Annotated in this window: 14 protein-coding genes; 8 read left to right on the top strand and 6 right to left on the bottom strand. The window is 46.8% G+C overall.

The annotated features are described in order from the left end of the window. Positions 1–173 precede the first annotated feature (173 nt). From BBD42_RS02340 to BBD42_RS02325, 4 genes are all read left to right on the top strand, one after another. A complete protein-coding gene (locus tag BBD42_RS02340; RefSeq protein WP_099521406.1) occupies positions 174–965 on the top strand; it encodes a DUF2087 domain-containing protein in 792 nt (263 codons plus the stop codon). A 67-nt stretch (positions 966–1032) separates the two neighbouring features. Next, on the top strand, positions 1033–1449 hold the full coding sequence (locus BBD42_RS02335) for a GIY-YIG nuclease family protein (RefSeq protein WP_056042745.1): 417 nt from the start codon (positions 1033–1035) through the stop codon (positions 1447–1449). Between the two features lie 328 nt (positions 1450–1777). Then, a complete protein-coding gene (locus BBD42_RS02330) occupies positions 1778–2971 on the top strand; it encodes an MFS transporter (protein ID WP_099516824.1) in 1194 nt (397 codons plus the stop codon). Next, the gene (locus tag BBD42_RS02325; RefSeq protein WP_099516823.1) at positions 2940–4256 is read left to right on the top strand and encodes an LLM class flavin-dependent oxidoreductase; all 1317 of its coding nucleotides are present in this window, start codon (positions 2940–2942) and stop codon (positions 4254–4256) included. The genes BBD42_RS02330 and BBD42_RS02325 overlap by 32 nt, the downstream gene beginning before the upstream one ends. Positions 4257–4349: 93 nt before the next feature. Here the strand turns inward: BBD42_RS02325 and BBD42_RS02320 are convergent, their stop codons facing one another. The 4 genes from BBD42_RS02320 to BBD42_RS02305 form a co-directional block, all read right to left on the bottom strand. Further along, positions 4350–4985, bottom strand: coding sequence for an FMN-dependent NADH-azoreductase (locus BBD42_RS02320; RefSeq protein ID WP_099516822.1), 636 nt, complete (start codon positions 4983–4985; stop codon positions 4350–4352). 269 nt (positions 4986–5254) lie between these two features. Continuing rightward, on the bottom strand, positions 5255–8980 hold the full coding sequence (locus BBD42_RS02315; RefSeq protein ID WP_099516821.1) for an S-layer homology domain-containing protein: 3726 nt from the start codon (positions 8978–8980) through the stop codon (positions 5255–5257). 413 nt (positions 8981–9393) lie between these two features. Continuing rightward, complete coding sequence (locus BBD42_RS32085; RefSeq protein WP_481855959.1) at positions 9394–9486, bottom strand: SDR family oxidoreductase; 93 nt, start codon at positions 9484–9486, stop codon at positions 9394–9396. 285 nt (positions 9487–9771) lie between these two features. Next, positions 9772–10962 (bottom strand): ROK family transcriptional regulator, encoded by a 1191-nt coding sequence (locus BBD42_RS02305; RefSeq protein ID WP_099516820.1) that lies wholly within the window; start codon positions 10960–10962, stop codon positions 9772–9774. Between the two features lie 252 nt (positions 10963–11214). On the opposite strand from BBD42_RS02305, the gene xylA reads away from it, so the two are divergent. The 3 genes from xylA (at position 11215) to BBD42_RS02290 (ending at position 14753) form a co-directional block, all read left to right on the top strand. Beyond that, entirely contained in the window at positions 11215–12528 is a 1314-nt protein-coding gene (xylA, locus tag BBD42_RS02300) for a xylose isomerase (RefSeq protein WP_099516819.1), read from the top strand. Positions 12529–12546: 18 nt separating this feature from the next. Then, complete coding sequence (gene xylB / locus BBD42_RS02295; RefSeq protein WP_099516818.1) at positions 12547–14046, top strand: xylulokinase; 1500 nt, start codon at positions 12547–12549, stop codon at positions 14044–14046. Positions 14047–14348: 302 nt separating this feature from the next. After that, positions 14349–14753 (top strand): GNAT family N-acetyltransferase, encoded by a 405-nt coding sequence (locus tag BBD42_RS02290; protein WP_099516817.1) that lies wholly within the window; start codon positions 14349–14351, stop codon positions 14751–14753. Positions 14754–15244: 491 nt separating this feature from the next. Here the strand turns inward: BBD42_RS02290 and BBD42_RS02280 are convergent, their stop codons facing one another. Further along, on the bottom strand, positions 15245–16159 hold the full coding sequence (locus BBD42_RS02280) for a phosphotransferase (RefSeq protein ID WP_099521405.1): 915 nt from the start codon (positions 16157–16159) through the stop codon (positions 15245–15247). Between the two features lie 324 nt (positions 16160–16483). Next, positions 16484–17374: a helix-turn-helix domain-containing protein gene (locus BBD42_RS02275; protein WP_099516816.1), complete on the bottom strand. Its 891-nt coding sequence runs from the start codon at positions 17372–17374 to the stop codon at positions 16484–16486. Positions 17375–17570: 196 nt separating this feature from the next. On the opposite strand from BBD42_RS02275, the gene BBD42_RS02270 reads away from it, so the two are divergent. After that, positions 17571–17861 carry a hypothetical protein gene (locus tag BBD42_RS02270; RefSeq protein ID WP_099516815.1) on the top strand — a complete coding sequence of 97 codons (291 nt, stop codon included), beginning with the start codon at positions 17571–17573 and terminating at the stop codon, positions 17859–17861. The last annotated feature ends 91 nt before the right edge of the window (positions 17862–17952 follow it).

Here is a 17952-nt window from a genome sequence, read left to right as displayed (position 1 = left end):
ATCGAGTACAAATAAAAGGAATGTAAGACTGCTGATTTACCTCACAGCGTTCAACCGCGCCTTACTCCAAACATTAAAAATATTGCGAAATGATTTATGCCCCTTGAACAATTGAAATGGATATTGAAAATAACCAAACGAAATGTTATTATGTCTATAAAATAATAGTTTCGATGTGGGTGGTGTTTGTTTTGTCGCAAAATGATTTGTTCTGGTCAGCAGAGCTTGCCGACCTAAAGAAAGGCTTTGTATTCGTTCAAGACGAGGGCCGATATAGCTGTCTCGTGTGTGGAGCAGCCTTTGAGGATGGAGAAGTGTTTCGAGTACCGGATAGCGATAAATGGTATGAAGCCCGCAAATATGCAGCATATCATGTTCATCATAGCCATGGGTCGATGCTCGACTACTTGCTCGGTCTGGATAAGAAGGCGAGCGGTCTGACCGATTTGCAAAAGCAGCTCATCCGCCAGTTTGCCTCGGGCATGTCCGATGCGGAAATCGTCAAAAGCTCGGGAGGCGGCAGCGCATCGACGATTCGCAATCATCGGTTTGTGCTGAAGGAGAAAGCGAAGCAGGCGAAGCTGCTACTTGCTGCTATTGAGCTGATGGAGAGCGGAGTGTCCGCAGATACGCCGCGTTTTATGCCGATTCACCGCACAGCGACGAGGGTCGATGAACGGTATGCAATTACGGAGGATGAGTACGAGTCGATTATGAAGCAATATTTTCCACAGGGGCCGGATGGCCCGCTTGCTTCATTCCCACGTAAGGAGAAGCGCAAGGTGGCGATTTTGCGCCATATTTCAGCAGACTTTGAAGCATCGCGCAAGTACACGGAGAAGGAAATAAATGAGCAGCTCAAACGTTATTGGGAAGCGGACTATGTGACGCTTCGCCGCTATTTGATCGAATATGGCTTTCTTGACCGCACGGATGATTGCAGCGAATATTGGGTTAAGAACTGACTGAGACAAGGCAGCTTTATGGATGGGGACGAATAGAACGAATAGACAAATTTGAGGAGGAGCAGCGATGAATAAAGAAGAGCGCAAGCAGCTGACGGCACAGTATATGGAGCAGGAACGGGTGATGGGCGTCTATCAAATTACGAATACGCAAAACGGACGCAAGTTTATTGGCTCGACCTCCAATATGGATGGGGCATTAAATCGGGTGCGGTTTGAACTGGACTTTGGCACGCACAAAAATGATGAGCTGCAAATGGACTGGAATGAGCAGGGAGCGGCGCAGTTCGAATTTGATATTTTGGAGAAAATGAAGCTCGAAGAGAAGGTGCTGTACGATTATAAGGATGTGTTCCCAGCGGAGCAGGGAGGCACGTCAGCCGAGCAAATGCGCAAATATAAAAAAGCGGCTGAAGAGCTGGAACAGAAGTGGCTGGAAAAGCTGCTGGCCGAAGGCGTCGATTGTTATAATGAGCCGGAATAGGCTAAGCGCGGCAGGCTAGGTAAACGAGCATGAAGCAAGCTTCATATGAGCGTTTCGAAAAAAGAGAGCAGGATCATCCTCCCGGAAAGGGACGAATGGTCCTGTTTTTGCATGCTTGCTGCTTTGCAGCATGCTGCTGCATGCAGGTAGGATGCTTGCCCAATCGATAAACTGAATCGGCTCATAGACAATTTCTATTAGCAAGTAAATTGACGGTAAGAGATGGGAAGTGATAGAGTGTTGTTTATATTAAAACCAATTAAGTTAATGAGAATTATCGGGAATTGGACACGAGGTGAAGGGCGGGAACGAATGGAGGAGCGGCGCAGTGCTTCACTGGAAGCGTAATCTTTATATTTTATGGTTTGGGCTGTTTTTCAATCACATGGCATATACGCTCTCGGTGCCATTTTTCCCGTTGTTTTTGCAGCATGATTTGGGTGTAGACAAAGGTTTGGAGGCTTGGTCCGGCGTATCCATTGCGATCAGCTTTCTGGTCAGCGGTTTATGTGCGCCCTTCTGGGGTTCGCTTGCCGATAAATATGGCAGCAAGCTGATGCTCGTCCGTTCAGGCGTAGGCCTTGGGGCCGCGCATGTGGCGAACTATTTTGTCCATGATCCTTATACGTTTATCATTGTGAGGATTTTTCAAGGGGTAATGGCGGGTTTTACGCCTGCCTCCCTCGCTTTGGTCGGGACGAACACGCCGGAAAAGCATGTCGGGTACGCACTCGGCGTCATCTCCACATCGACCGCTGCTGGCGGCATTGTAGGTCCGCTTGTCGGAGGCGTGCTGAGCCAGTGGATTGGCCTGCGTGAATGCTTCATTGCATCAGGCATCATTACGCTGATTTCAGCGGCCGTTGTTCTAGGTGTAAAAGAAGTGCATGAGCGCCGCACCGAGGCACGGCCGAGCGTGCTTCAGGATTTGAAGCAGGCAGCGCTTAATTCCAAATTATTTCGCGTCTATGGGCTGATTTTGCTGGTGTCCACCTCGGTCATGATTTTGGAGCCATTGGTGACGCTCTATGTTGTGCAAATTGGCGGCAGCATAAGCAACGCTAAGCTCAGCTCGGGTATCGTATTTTCGGCGATAGGGGTTGCTACCGTCATTATGGGCCCTTATTGGGGGAGGCTAGGCGGGCGAATCGGTTATGGCAAGGTGCTGCTTATTGGGCTAATTGGCGGCGGCATTGGCAATTTGCTTCAACTGACCATGCAGCATCTGGTCGGCTTTGGCATTTTGCGTTTTGGCTACGGTTTGTTTTTCGCTGCTGTGTATCCAGCGCTGAATGCGCTCGTTATCCAATATGCCGATAAGGATTTTCGGGGTAGAGCGGTTAGCCTGAGCCAAACTGCCAGTCAATTTGGCATTGTAGTCGGCCCGCTGCTGGGCGGATTTCTCGGCGGATGGGCCGGTATTCCATTTGTATTTTTATTAACGGGCATTACTTTGCTGGGAGCAGCATGGGGAATAAGGGAGGCTAGTCATGACAAAACGACAATTGAAGCTAGGGGCTAATTTAAACGGGGTAGGGAATAGCATTTCTTTTTGGCGTCATCCAGATGTGCCGATTAATGCGAGCGTAAGCTTGGATTTTTATAAAAAGCAGGCGCAAATAGCCGAGCAAGGCAAATTTGATCTGCTGTTTATTGCGGACGGCTTGTTTATTAACGAGAAGTCCAATCCGCATTTTTTAAATCGGTTTGAGCCATTGACGCTGTTGTCAGCGCTCGCGGGAGCAACCTCGCATATCGGCCTCGTTGCGACGTTATCGACCTCCTACAGCGAGCCGTTTACGGTCGCTAGACAGTTCGCCTCCATTGACCAATTGAGCGGAGGCAGAGCGGGCTGGAATGTGGTCACTTCGCCGCTGGAAGGCTCGGCACTCAATTTTGGCAAGGGCGAGCATCCAAATCATGCGCTGCGCTACGAAATAGCCGAAGAGCATTTGGAAGTAGTCAAAGGGCTGTGGGATTCATGGGAAGACGACGCTTTTGTCGGCGATAAAGCAGCTGGGGTATTTTTTGACAAGGAGAAGCTGCATACGCTGCATCATAAAGGAGCTTTTTTCTCGGTGCAGGGCCCGCTTAATGTGGCGCGTTCCCGGCAGGGCTATCCGGTTGTGTTCCAGGCTGGCTCCTCGGAAGCGGGCAAGGATTTAGCAGCGAGGTCGGCTGATGCGATTTATTCGGCACACGAGACGTTCGAGGAAGCGCGGGCATTTTATCAGGATGTGAAAGGAAGGGCGGCAGCATTGGGACGGGAGTCTGGCGAGCTGCTGATTTTCCCGGGGCTCGGGCCAATTGTCGGCAGAACCGAAGCGGAGGCAGAGCAGAAGTATCAGGAAATAGCTGAGCTTGTGGAAATTGAACAAGCGCTGCTTTACTTGGGGCGTTACTTTGATCATTTTGATTTTTCCCAGTTTCCGCTGGATGAGCCGTTCCCCGACATTGGCAATATCGGCAGCAACAGCTTCCGCAGCACAACGGACAAAATCAAGCAGGAGGCAAAAGAGCAGGGACTTACGCTGCGCCAGGTTGCGCTTCGGGCATCGACGCCCCGCACCTCGTTTATCGGTACGCCGGAGAAAATTGCAGACCAAATTCAGCAATGGTTTGAAGGGGAGGCGGCCGATGGCTTTAACGTTCGAACGGTCGTTCCAGACGGCTTGGCAGATTTCGTAGAGCTGGTCGTTCCGATTTTGCAGGAGCGCGGGCTATTCCGCACCGAATACGAAAACGACACGCTGCGCGGCAATTTAGGGCTTGAAGTGCCGAGTAATCGGTATGCGGTAAAGCATTAAGACCTTAGCATCAACTAACGACAAAAAAACGGCCGAGATTAGATCTCGGCCGTTTTTGTTGTTAAAGCAGTGAAAAGAGATAGCAGTGAAAAATTAGAAGCTTGCTGCAATTTCTTTCGCTTTAACGATTGCTTGTGCTTTAATCGCTTGGCCTTGATCTTGCGATACAGCCATGCCTTCAACAAACAGCGGCTCAAAGGAAGGAATTCCGTAGAACAGCGAGATTTTTTTCAGGTAGCTAAAGCCGCTTTCCATTGCAGCTCCAGGGCCTTCGGAATAAACGCCGCCGCTAGCTTGGATGTGCAAGCCTTTTTTATCAGTAAGCAGGCCTACAGGACCTTCAGCAGTGTATTTGAACGTTTTGCCAGCAACGGAAACCGCATCAATGTACGCTTTCAGAACTGGAGGGAACGAGAAGTTCCACATTGGGGAAACGAAAACATATTTATCAGCTGCAACGAACTGATCAACGAGTTCGCCCAGACGCGCTACTTTTGCTTGCTCAGCAGCAGAAAGCTGGTCGAAAGCAGTGCCGGATTGAAGCTTGCCCCAGCCGCTGAATACTTCAGCGTCGATAGCAGGGATATCAAGATTGAAAAGGTCAAGACGAACAACTTCATCAGAAGGATTAGCTTCACGATAAGCGTTAACGAATTCTTCACCTACAGCAAGGCTGAAAGATGTGGAGTGATCATGCGGGTGTGCAGTAATGTACAATACAGTAGACATAATTATAACTTCCCTTCAAATTTAAATGGTACTTCTCCATTATAACTTTTTTTAAGTTAATTTCAATAAGTAATTTATTAATTTTAAAGTTAGACTATTTTCTAGATGGACGCTTGTGGACTTAAGTAAGTCTGCCCTAGCGTGGAGTTATTTATTTATGAAATTTCAGCTTGAAGGCAAGCTTATAATTGACAGCAGAAACGCCAAAACCACAGCCCCGTTCCGACTATGGTTTTGGATTCCGCTATTTGAAAATGATTACTTTGTATTTACTGTGCGAGCAATTTATCCAACAAGCGAATGATCATCGCAACGGACTCTGCGCGGGAAGCCGATTCATTCGGCTTGAACAAGCCGTTGCCTTTGCCACTTACAATACCCGCAGCTGCAAAAGCACTAATTTGTTCAGAGGCCCAATTCGCAGTTGCATCCGAGAATGGATTGGATATATTAGGAGCATAGTTCGTCAACCGAGCAAGCATTGCAACGATCTCAGCGCGGGAAATTTCTTGATTAGGATGGAAAGAGCCATCACTGTATCCCGTAATTATCCCTTTAGCCTGTAAGGCTGCAATCGCTGCTGAGGCCCAATGCCCTTGTGTGTCAGAGAAGGAGGAGCTGCTCGCATCCGCAAGTCCGAAAGCTTTCGCAAGCATTGTAGCGAACTCAGCGCGAGTTACCTTTGCATTGGGATGATAAGAGCCATCACTGTACCCTGTTACAATGCCCATCTTAGCGGCACGCTCGACTGCTGTTGCACTCCATGAAGCTGCTGGAACGTCCGTAAAGCTTACGCTAGGAGCAGATTGTCCTTTTTCTACGATAGCTTTAACTACGTCTACATCTACCTTGTCGTTGAAGACCAGCGTCGAAGGCGTTGGTGTCTGTGCCGGCGTTGGCGTTGGTACTGGCGTCGACGTCGGTACTGGCGTTGGTGTTGTTACTGGTGTCCATGTAGATGGCGACGTTGGCGTTGGCGTCGGAGTCGGTGTTGGTGTCGGTGTTGGTGTCGGTGTTGGTGTCGAAGGCTCATTATCCGTTGTTTTCACAACGGAAAACTCATCTAGGATATTCCCTGCACTCGTACGTGCTTCCACACGAATCTTATCATCGGTAATTTCAATAGCGGAATATACAGGAACGTCTTCATCAAATATAAAATTCAAATAATTATACTGGGTGCCATCATAGAATTTCCAGCCCGAAGCACCGCCATCCAGGTATACAGTACCTTCATTTGTAGCTTTATTCGGCTTGCCCTCCAGCATGGGATAGGTGCGGGCATACACATGATCGTGGCCAACTAGAACCAAATCAACTTTCTTTTCTTCCAAAATAGGCGCAAAATACGTTTGGGTATATTCCACAAGGGATTCTCGGCCATTTTCCGTATGGTAGGCAGGACGGTGGAACATAGCAATCGTCCACTTTTTATCATTTTGATCCAAGTCTTCTTTCAACCATGCTGCTTGTTCAATCATTTGTTCCTCTGTGCCTTCTGAGTTCAATACGACGAAATGAGTATCATCGACCTCATAAGAATAAGCATATTGCAGTTGGGATGCGGGTCCGTTCTTTGGAAAATTCGCACCTTTAGTAAATACTTCCTTTCCTTCGCTCTTCACATCATGATTACCCAATGTTAGAGCTGTTGGAAGGGTTGCTGCATAGACCGAAGAAGCTTGCCAGAACTTCTGCCATTCTTCAAATGCGCCGCCTACATCAACCATATCTCCGCCATGCATAATAAACTGCGTTGATGGATATTGTGTCAAAGCGCTAGTCATTAGTTCTTGATAAGCCTGTATGCCTTGTGATTGATTCGTATGTGAATCCGTAATAAACAAGAAGGAGGTCGGGGTGGACTTGTTCTGGTCTATAGTAGAATATTCATGCCACTCCGACCAATTGCCCTCATAGCCTACACGATATTTATAAGCAGTGTCTGCTTTCAAGCCTTCAATCAGGACATTGTGAAAGCGAATCTCGCCCTTCGTTCCATTTTCCTTCATGCTCAGCACTTGAAGCTCGCTTTCAGCTTGCTTTTGTTGTACATGGTTGAAATCGGGGTTTTCTCCTGCTCCCCATTCACTAGCTTCGATGTATTGAATATAAGTAGAAGTTTGATCTGGCTTTGTTTGCCAAGCGGCGCTCAGTTGTGAAGACATATCCTCTGTCACATAGGTCTGTACATATTGCGGTTCATTCGTCCCATACTGCTCAACAACTTCGTAATGGACAACCTTACTGTTCTTATCCCCGATGACAGCTTGAACCTGATAGGTTCCAAGTGCCAGTGTAGTCAGGTCTGTCGTTAATTGGCCTTTAGCATCTGTTTTACCGAGGCTGCTGCTCAGTAATTGACTGCTAACATCGGCTTCAGAGATATAGCCTGTTGTTTGGCCATCTGCGAGAATAACTTCGAATAATCCATCCTCGGCTTCAGCTGAAGCATAGAAGCGTTCTCCAGCTTTTGCAACCATTAAGACATCAGAAGAAGTATCATCATCCTCATATACACTAGACGTTACCGTGTTAACTGTAACAACCGAGCTTTGCTTTAATAATCCAGTGAAAACAATATCCGCACCTTCATAAGGTTTGCCATCACGGTCTAATACGGTAAAAGTAGACGATGTGCCCAAACCTACTCCCGCCATTGCTAGCTGATATGGAAATGCGATTGTATAGTGGAGGGGGGAAGCTAGCGGCGAGCTAGTCTGAACTCCGCCCGCTGTAAGATTAGGATTACTCATGGTTATGGTTTTGTAATTTTCACCACGCTCTAAAATGGCATGAGAGCTCACTCTAAAGTTAACCGTAACGACACCATGGGCTGCGGCTGTTAGGTTATCAAGTGCTACCTGAACCATTCCGTGATCATTGTCGATATTTGAGTCTAAGGCAACTCCAGCCGCCTGAGTAATGCTTTCAACTTGAAGAGTGCTTGCATCATAATTTAATGCGAATTTTGCCGATTGTGCATTTAAGTAGTCTTTGATGCTGACTTGAACAGGGTAAATTTCATTACTGACTGCTTCTTCGGCAGAAGTCATGAATAGACGTTCACCTGCATTTATCGTAAAAGCATATGTTTTGCTTGCTGGGTTGCCGGCCTTATCCTTCACGTCAACAACAAGCTCGTGATAACCGCCATCCACATTTTCTCCTGGATAGGTTAATAAACCAGTGTCAGAAGAATAGCTTGCTCCATCTGTAATATCCGTTCCATCCAAAAGAACCGATAACGTGTCTAAATCTAGACCTGTTCCGTTATCGGTTAGCTCAACCTTTAATTCATCAAGCGGAGCGTTTAATACGTCATTCTCCACAGGGGCTATAGGTTTAATGGCAGGTACGTCTTTATCCTCATCCGAATCCTCATAGATAAAGGTAATATCATCTACCCAAATCGAGCCTTTATTTTTTTTGCTCATATTCGATTGTTTCAATTGGAAAAACAATTCAAGGACAATTGGACCTGGCTTGCCCTGCGGAACAGCAGCCTCAATATATTTCCAACCAGACCAGTTGATACCCGTTTGATTTGCGTCATAGAACTCTGCCTGGAAAGAGGAGCCGCCTTGATCTCTAAATTTTGTTGTTAGCAAATGTCCTTCATTGTTTCCATAAACCCACATGCCTACTTTAGTAGGATAACCTGTTAAGGGGATGTTTCCTGTTTTATATCCTACTTCGATTTGAGACGGGTTATCCACTATCCCGATCATATCGTAATCAATTCTAGCCGAATATTGTCCATTTCTTACATGCTTCTTGTTATCCTCCAGGTGCAGCGTAGCCTCATACATCCGTTTCGGATTAAATTTCACATCTGAGATTCCATCTTCAAAATCCTCTACTATGACAGAAGGCGTAATCACATCTGCTGCATAGACATGATCATTTTGAACAAAACCGGGACTTAATCCTCCTGCCAGCAACGTTACCAATGATAAGGTTACTATTGCCTTGCGCCATGCTCTGATTTTCATTACTTTTCCTACTCCCCTTAATAAAATGATTGTCCAACGAGTAATATAACAGTGCTATGTAAATTTAAAACTCATTAACTATTAAGAAATTATATTGATTTAGGTTGAAAAATTAATAATTCTTTTGATAATTAGAACTTGGATATGTATAGGTTTGGTTTTTCATGATGGACGTTATCTATTGTAATGATAATTGTGATCGAACCCAGTGATCGGTGCAGGGGCTGCTTAAAATGTGAAAAATCCACAACCGAAGCGGTTGTGGATTTACATGGTGATGGCGAACCGTGGTAATGTAAAACCACAATTCGCCGGAATATAATCGTGAAGATCACTTCGTTTCAAATGATATCGTCAAACGAGTAACAAAGAATGCATGAATGAACCTGATTTAAGAATATTACTATAAGTTCTTATCGGGATGTCCAAGCGCCGTCCACTGCAATGACAGCGCCATTGATGAACTTCGACTCGTCTGACGCGAGGAAAAGAGCTGTATTCGCAATATCGTCCGCTTTGCCACCATGGAAAGGGCCAAGATTGCCAAATGTAGAGTTCCAAGTGGATCAAGCGTGCCCAGATTAGCCGTCATTCCGGTTGCAATGGAACCCGGTGCGTTTACGTTCGCGTGGATTTTACCGTTTTCGCGGCTATAGAAAGTAACTGATTTAAGCGATATCCTGCTCGAATCAGTTATGCTAACCTTTCTTTGTGGAGATAATAGTTACTTCTTAAATATCAAACATATAACTGAGTAATGGTCTTATGGATAAAAGTTATTTTCAAGCTCTTTAAATCGGCTGTCCGCTCTTAACCTTCGCAAAAAAAGCACTAATCGCATAATAAGCGGCTCCGCGAACGGCAGACTGATCCTGCAATTCGGCGAACAAAATTTGCAGCTTCTCGCGGTGATAGCTGAGTGTGCGGCGGGCGATAGAGGCGTGAATCGCTTCCTCCAGCCAAGCTTGTGCGCGGCTCATGCGGTTGCCGATGATCACAACGTTTGGATTAAACACATTCACAATGTTGGAAATGCCTACGCCCAAATATTCGCCAATGGCATAAAATAACGCCTGCACCTCGCGGTTTCCTGCCTCTGCGGCAGCAATCAGCTCCTCAAGCGATTCAAAGCCAAGCGGCTCGGCCTGCTCCAGCAGCGCATTTTCGGAAGCATAAAGCTCCCAACATCCCTGATTGCCGCAGCGGCACGGCTTGCCGCCATATTCAATCGACAAATGTCCCAGCTCGCCGGAAAAGCCGGAAGCCCCTTTATAGAGCTCCTTGTTTAAAATAATGCCGGTCCCGATGCCGATGCCGACACTGACGTAAATTTGGTTGGCGATGCCGCGCCCCGCGCCGTATTTCTGCTCGCCCTGAGCGCCGGCATTCGCTTCATTGTCGATGGTCACAGGCAGCCCAAAGCGCGCTTCCAGCATCTGCTGCAGCTCAACCTGCTGCCATTCGAGGTTAGGCGCGAACAGAAGTGCACCTTTGTCATCGACGATACCCGGCGCGCCAACACCGATGCCGATCAGGCCATAATGGCTGCTCGGAGCTTGTGAAGCCAGCTCCTCAATAAAGGCGATGAGCTGGCTCAGGGCAAATTCCTGCTCGCGCTTTTTGAAGGTAAGCTGCCGCTCGCTAATGACAGTCCCTTGCAGATCGGTTAACACGCCGCGCATATAGTTGACGCCAAGGTCAATGCCGATGGCATGTCCGGCTTGTCCATTAAACAGCAGCATGACGGGCTTGCGTCCGCCGCTGGACTCGCCGGGGCCATTTTCAAAAACGAGATGATTGTCGATCAGATCCTGCACAAGGCTGGATACGGTCGCTTTATTAAGTCCGGTCCGTTCAGATATTTGAGCGCGAGAGAGGGGGGCATGCTTAATAACGGCCTCCAGCACAATCGCGGTATTCATTTTTTTGATAAGCGCCAAGTCGCCGGTCGTCTTCAGTTTCAACAGTTTGCCTCCGTCCATCTAAAAATCCATGTAGTGTATTGTATCACAGGCGTAAAAGGTATGACCGCCCAGCAGTCGAAAAAACTCCTGTCATGATGAAATGCAAGCGGAATCCTTAGTAAGGATTAATAGGACTATTTTAGCACAAAAAAACTTAGTTTAGTCAATAGACAAACTAAGTTTGATCGTGTTATGCTGTTGGGGAGCGTTTACATCATCAGATTTGAAACTAAGATTTATCCCAAACCATAATCAGGAGGTTTTATAAAAATGAGCTATTTTTCTAACATTGGCAAAATTCAATTTGAGGGCAAAGGTTCGGACAATCCGTTTGCATTCAAACACTATAACCCGGAGCAAGTCATTCTTGGCAAAACAATGGAAGAGCACCTGCGCTTCGCTGTTGCTTACTGGCACACTTTTAACGCTAACGGTACAGATCCTTTCGGTTCGGCAACAATGTTCCGCGAGTGGGATAAGCTTGACGGTCTTGACCGTGCAAAAGCGCGCGTAGAAGCTAACTTTGAATTCATGGATAAGCTGAACATTCCGTTCTACTGCTTCCATGATGTAGACATCGCTCCAGAAGGCGCTACGCTGCAAGAAACGAACAAAAACCTCGATGTTATCGTAGGCCTGTTGAAAGAAAACATGAAAACTTCCGGCAAAAAATTGCTATGGAACACCGTTAACATGTTCTCGCACCCGCGTTTCGTTCATGGCGCTGGCACAACCTGCAACGCTGATGTTTATGCCTATGCTGGCGCACAGCTGAAAAAAGGCCTTGAAGTCGGTAAAGAGCTTGGCGCTGAAAACTATGTTTTCTGGGGCGGCCGCGAAGGCTACGAAACCTTGCTAAACACAGATATGGGCTTCGAGCTGGATAACCTTGCACGCCTGTACGAAATGGCGCTTGCTTATGCGAAAGAAATTGGCTTCGACGCGCAATTCCTGATCGAGCCTAAACCGAAAGAGCCAACGAAGCACCAATATGATTTTGATGCAGCAACAACGATTTCGTTCCTGCGCAAATACAACCTGCACAACGACTTCAAGCTGAACCTTGAAGCGAACCATGCGACACTTGCAGGCCACACGTTCGAGCACGAAATCCGTACAGCAGCTATCAACGGCATGCTCGGCTCCCTTGATGCGAACCAAGGCGATTTGCTGCTGGGTTGGGATACTGATGAATTCCCGACAGATCTTTATTCCACTACACTGACCATGTTTGAAGTGCTGAAAGCTGGCGGCATCGGCCGTGGCGGCGTTAACTTTGATGCGAAAGTTCGTCGTGCATCTTTCGAAGCGGACGATCTGTTCCTAGGCCACATTGCGGGTATGGACACGTTTGCATGGGGCCTGAAAGCAGCTGCGAAGCTGACGGAAGAAAAAATTCTGGATGGCATCGTAGACAACCGTTACCGTACGTTCAAAGAAGGCATCGGCGCTGACATCGTTTCCGGCAAAGCGACTTTGGCTTCGCTTGAGCAATACGCGCTGCAAAACAACCCGATCCGTCTGGAGTCCGGTCGTCAAGAGCGCATTAGACTGCAACTGAGCGAAGTTATTTTCAGCGTTTAAGTCGGGAGGACTTCGGCTATGAGCTATGTCATTGGAATAGATTTAGGTACGAGCGCCGTCAAGGCGCTCCTCATTAATAAAGAAGGCACGGTTGCGGGCGAAGCTTCCCGCAGCTATCCGCTTTATCATGAGCATACGGGCTGGAGCGAGCAGACGCCTGATGATTGGGTCGATGCAACGCTTGAAGCGCTTGGCGAGCTGGCTGCTGCCATTGGGCCAGAAGCAAGCGCGCAAATTGAGGGCATCAGCTTCTCCGGTCAAATGCACGGGCTTGTGCTGCTGAACGGTGCTGGCAATCCCGTGCGCAATGCCATTCTCTGGAATGATACTCGTACAACGGCGCAATGCCGTGAAATCGAGCGTACGCTTGGCGACAAGCTGCTCGGCATTACGCGCAACCCAGCACTGGAAGGCTTTACATTGCCGAAAATTCTTTGGGTGCGCGAGCATGAGCCTGCTGCTTTCGAACAGGCAGAGCTGTTCCTGCTGCCTAAAGATTATGTGCGCTATCGCCTGACAGGCGAGCAACACATGGATTATTCCGATGCAGCGGGCACGTTGCTGCTGGATGTAGCAGCGAAGCGCTGGAGTGAAGAGGTGCTGGCCGCATTTGAGCTGCCGGCAAGCTTCTGTCCGCCGCTCGCCGAGTCGCATGGCCAGACGGGTACGCTGCTTGCTGAATTGGCACAGCGCACAGGACTGCCAGCAACGGTAAAGGTGTTCGCTGGCGGAGCTGACAATGCTTGCGGCGCCATCGGCGCTGGCATTTTGAGCGAAGGCTTGACGCTATGCAGCATCGGCACGTCCGGCGTTATTTTGTCCTATGAAAATGACAAAAATAAGGATTTTGCCGGCAAGGTGCATTTTTTCAATCACGGGAAGGAAGATTCCTTCTACGCAATGGGCGTGACGCTGGCGGCAGGCTACAGCCTGAGCTGGTTTAAGAATACGTTTGCGCCAAGCGAATCCTTTGATGAGCTGCTTGCAGGTATCGGAGAAGTGCAGCCGGGAGCAGGCGGTCTATTGTTTACGCCTTATCTTGTTGGCGAGCGTACGCCGCATCCGGATTCGCTTATTCGCGCCAGCTTTATCGGCGTGGATGGCTCGCATGAGCGGGTTCATTTTGCCCGTGCCGTGATGGAGGGCATTACGTTCTCGCTGCATGAATCGGTCGATATGTTCCGTGCGGCTGGCAAGACGGTCGATACGATTGTATCGATTGGCGGAGGAGCGCAAAACCCGGTTTGGCTGCAAATGCAGGCGGACATTTTTGACGCGAAGGTAGTAGCGCTCGAAAACGAGCAGGGGCCTGGCCTCGGCGCAGCTATGCTTGCTGCTTATGGCAGCGGCTGGTTTGAAAGCCTGGAGGCTTGTGCAGCGAAGTTCGTAAAGCATGCCGAGCAATATTTGCCGCAGCCTGAAGCGGTTGAAGCTTATAAAGGGTTGTTCCGCATTTATCAGCAGGTTTATGTCCAAACGCGCAGTTTGAACGAAGCGTTAGCCGCTTACCGCGGTTAACGAGGTTACCCGCAAGAACACATATGGCTGCCGTTTCTTCTGTGTTTCAGGAGAAGCGGCTTTTTTTGTGGAATGAATATGAGAAATGTGAATAAATACAAATTCCACTTCAGTTAATCCATTTTCTATACATATTTTTAATAATATAATGAAGTAAATAAAGTAATTATTCAATTTGAGAAATCCAAAATTGCTTTGTCGGTATTATTTTATGGCTTCGTAAGGATTGCAAAACCATTGAAATATGGGAGTTTACAACAGATGTTGTGCCGTAGTTAGTTTTAGGAAAGGAAGGTATAGGGGTGAGTATTTATTACACTTCAAGCAAAGAGGATATCACTAAGGATGCACTCCAAGAGTTATTTCTTTCGGTAGAATGGGAATCTGGCAAGTATCCAAACGAGCTTTTACAAGCAATCGGAGGGTCGCATTCAATTGTTACCGCTTGGGAAGGAGGAAAGCTTGTCGGTTTAATAAATGCTTTGTCAGATGGTGTTCTAACGGTATATTTTCATTATATGCTTATTAATCCGAGTTATCAGAGTAGAGGTATAGGTAAGGAAATGATGAATATAATGCTTGATAGATATAAAGGGTGTAAAACAAAAGTATTAATTTCGTATCCTCATGCAGTGGATTTCTATAATGAATTTGGCTTTAATACAGAGGATGGAGCTACACCAATGTTTATCTCAGAGTTAATATGATTGAACTAACGGGACACGTTGGTTTAATGGCAGCAGCGGCTGTCTAAGACTTTATTTCTCAAGTCTAGGTCGCCGCTGCTTATTTTAATAGGCAGGTCTAATGTAGTGTAGTGCTTATAAAAATTCAGTGGGCCCATCACCGTAAACTGGAAGTTCCTTAGTTTCCAATTTACAAGGCAATGGGCTATTTATGTTCTATACTAAGGCAGTGTACGATACGTCGTTTATAAGACATCGTCATCAGCTAACTCATCCGCTTGGCGTTCGTAATCTTCTAAATTAGCTGGGATCTTTAATCTTACTTTATCGCCATCAAGGATTACTCCCATTTTGCTCGCGTGCTTGAACGGATCATAATACTTTATAAAAGTCTTTCTAAGCTCCACATTAGACTCAGAGGTTAACTGGTACTAATATATTTTAGCATGTTGCTCAAAAGTAATAAAAGCCAATATATTGTACTAACGTATCCGTTAGCGGAATGACATTTCTTAATCAGCGAGAGCACGTTTTATGATCGCTTTTGCTTCAGCAACCAACTTTTCATCTTTATAATCAATTGCCTGCATCATGATCAAAATGGGAATGTATATGGCTATTAATCGAGCTAATATCTTCGTTTCTTCATCGACATCCCCATATTCTTTGAAAAAGTCTGAACGTGCATCCGGAGGCAAAAAGCTATACGCGACATTCAAGTCGCAAGCAGGATGTCCGATATTGATATCGCCCCAGTCGATAATCCCTGAAACTATTCCATTCTCGTCTACCAGCATATTTTTAAAATGAAGGTCTCCATGGAGGAATACGTTTTTGGGGTTCACTTTTTCAGTCCCAAGCTGTTCCAAATAGTTCGATAATTCACGATACTCTTCTTCACTAAAATGAAGGGCAAGGTTGGAAATGAATCTATGCAACTTTTCTTTACGCATTGCAATATCAATCAAATTTCTGTGGTCATGTTGAACTCCATTTTCTTGGGCAATTTGCACAGGGAATGCATGTAAGCTTTTTAAAAATTGCGCGAGCGTTGTTGCTGATAACGCACGTTGCTTGTCAGTTAATCCGATTGGAAACTTTCCTGATAAATAGGGGTAACCTAGGAAAGGCGCAGGATAATTATAATCCCCTTCCCCAAAAAATAGTGGTATCGAATATGCAATGGAACAATAATCTTTAAGCTTAGGTAGTACCTTTCCTTCCATCCTTATACTATTAATTGCAACTTCTCTTCTTGGAAAGCGAAATACATATTCGGCCCCAACAAGAAAAACAGTATTATCCCAGCCGTATCCTAGTTTTTGTACGCTTTGTGAAGCTAACTGTGGAAACTGACTGCTTATTAATTTATGAGCTAATTCTTCGGATACTTCCCATTCCGCATCCCATTGATTCGTACTTCCCATACCCATTTATCGACTCCCTCACGAAAATAGAAAATAGGCTCGACTAGCCTGTTCCATTTACAACATCGTATCATTAATTTGTTCTTCTGTTCGAGAACAACCTTACCGCCTGTTCCTCTATCCTTCCCGTTAGTTCAATAAAAAGGACGCTCCCGCACCTTCGCTTGGGCTACGTCCTCCTCATTATATCCATTTCCAATTACTAATTAAAGAACGTACGCGGGTAGCATGTAGTGCTTAAACAGGGGACTTATCTTAGCCTAAGCACTAAGAAAATACTTTATAATCACGGAATATTTAGCCTGTATCTGCTCACCTGCCCAATCACTGCTTGAAGCTGCTCCAAATTGCTTCCGGCTTTACCCCCAGCTCGCCGGCGATCAGCTCGGCTGTGAGCCGCTGGGGCTTTTTTATTTTGCCATTGCGGATTTTAGAAATGGTCGTCAAGGAAATGAGCGTCGAGCGGGCAAGCGATGTAGCGGAAATATTTTTGTTCAGCATCAGCATTCTCAGCTTGTAGGAAGGGTCCTCCTCCGGCGCTTGCTGGTTAAGCTCGGTGAGCATGATCAAGTAGCTGTTAAACGCCCTGTTGCCCGAATAAAACGGCTTAATCAATGCTTTAGCCGTGTTTTTGTCTTCTCCAATCTGCATATGCAGCTCCAAATGCTCGATTTTGCCGATGCTTCTGGCCCGTTCCATGATGCGGCGCAGCGGCGCGCGGTGCTCCTCGGCAACCAAATCAAAGATGCTGCGATTCAAGAAACTAGCTGAGCCCTGGGCAAGCGGAGCGAAATAACGCTTCAGCGAAAAAATGCGGAATTGTTCAGAGATGCCGATGGCCATCATAATTTTATGATCGACAGCGAATTCATCGCCCCAGCGCTCGGCAGAAACATCCTTGCAGACGAGCATGTAATACGTTTGCTCTTCCATTTGAAATTTGCGGCAGCTCAGCCGAACGGTTGCCGTCATCGTAGAGCGCGTCGTCAGCTCGCAATCGAACGTCAGTTGATCATCTTCAATAAGCTTTGCCATCAGCTGCCCGAAGGGCTGCGAATCCTTTACAAAATCCTCCGGGTTGACCTCTAGAAGCTCATGCTTTCGATAGCCGGACAGCCCGGTGAAGGCTTTGTTAATATCGCGAATATACCAGCGGTTAAAATCATATTCCACAATCATCATCGGGTCGGCTAGCTGGTAAAAGATCGTATGCATGCTAATAATGCCTCCTTCAATCAGTGGTATATCTCAAGGTTATGTTTGATTACATTAAGAGTTATTAAAAGTGACATATCTCGTATTTTAAATTATGCAGAAAAAAACTCGAAATGACAACACCCTTTAGTCATACTTCGTTAACAAATTGGGGCAGACTACAAATAGAGTCAACGCCCGAAAGGAGAAATAACCGATGAATTCGGCATTATTGTTTGATTTCGCAGATATTACGAGCGCTGGAATGGCCTTTGATACGCTGGAGCAGCTTGGCTATGATCCGGTTCTGCATGAAGGAGGCAGGCTGCATATTCATATGGAGGGCAATGATCTCATCTCTGCTCTGGAAATTATGCAGGTGCATGGCGGGCGGCTTATTCAGGAAGCTGCCATTGATGCGAACGCTTACACAGATACCACTTATTCGCTTGATGGCATCACCATCCCCGCGCATATTGTAAATGAGGATTGGAACGAGGAGCTGTAGCCAGCATTTTCGGCAAAAGAAAAAGCGCGGCTTAGGAGCTGCGAGGAAATTAGTACCCGGTTTGTTGACAAAACCGCCACGGTTGTGGGAG

Origin of the sequence: Paenibacillus sp. BIHB 4019, assembly GCF_002741035.1 — a bacterium.
Lineage (GTDB): Bacteria > Bacillota > Bacilli > Paenibacillales > Paenibacillaceae > Pristimantibacillus.
The sequence above is the reverse complement of the archived record's forward strand: the minus strand, read 5'-3'. Positions and strand labels throughout refer to the sequence as shown.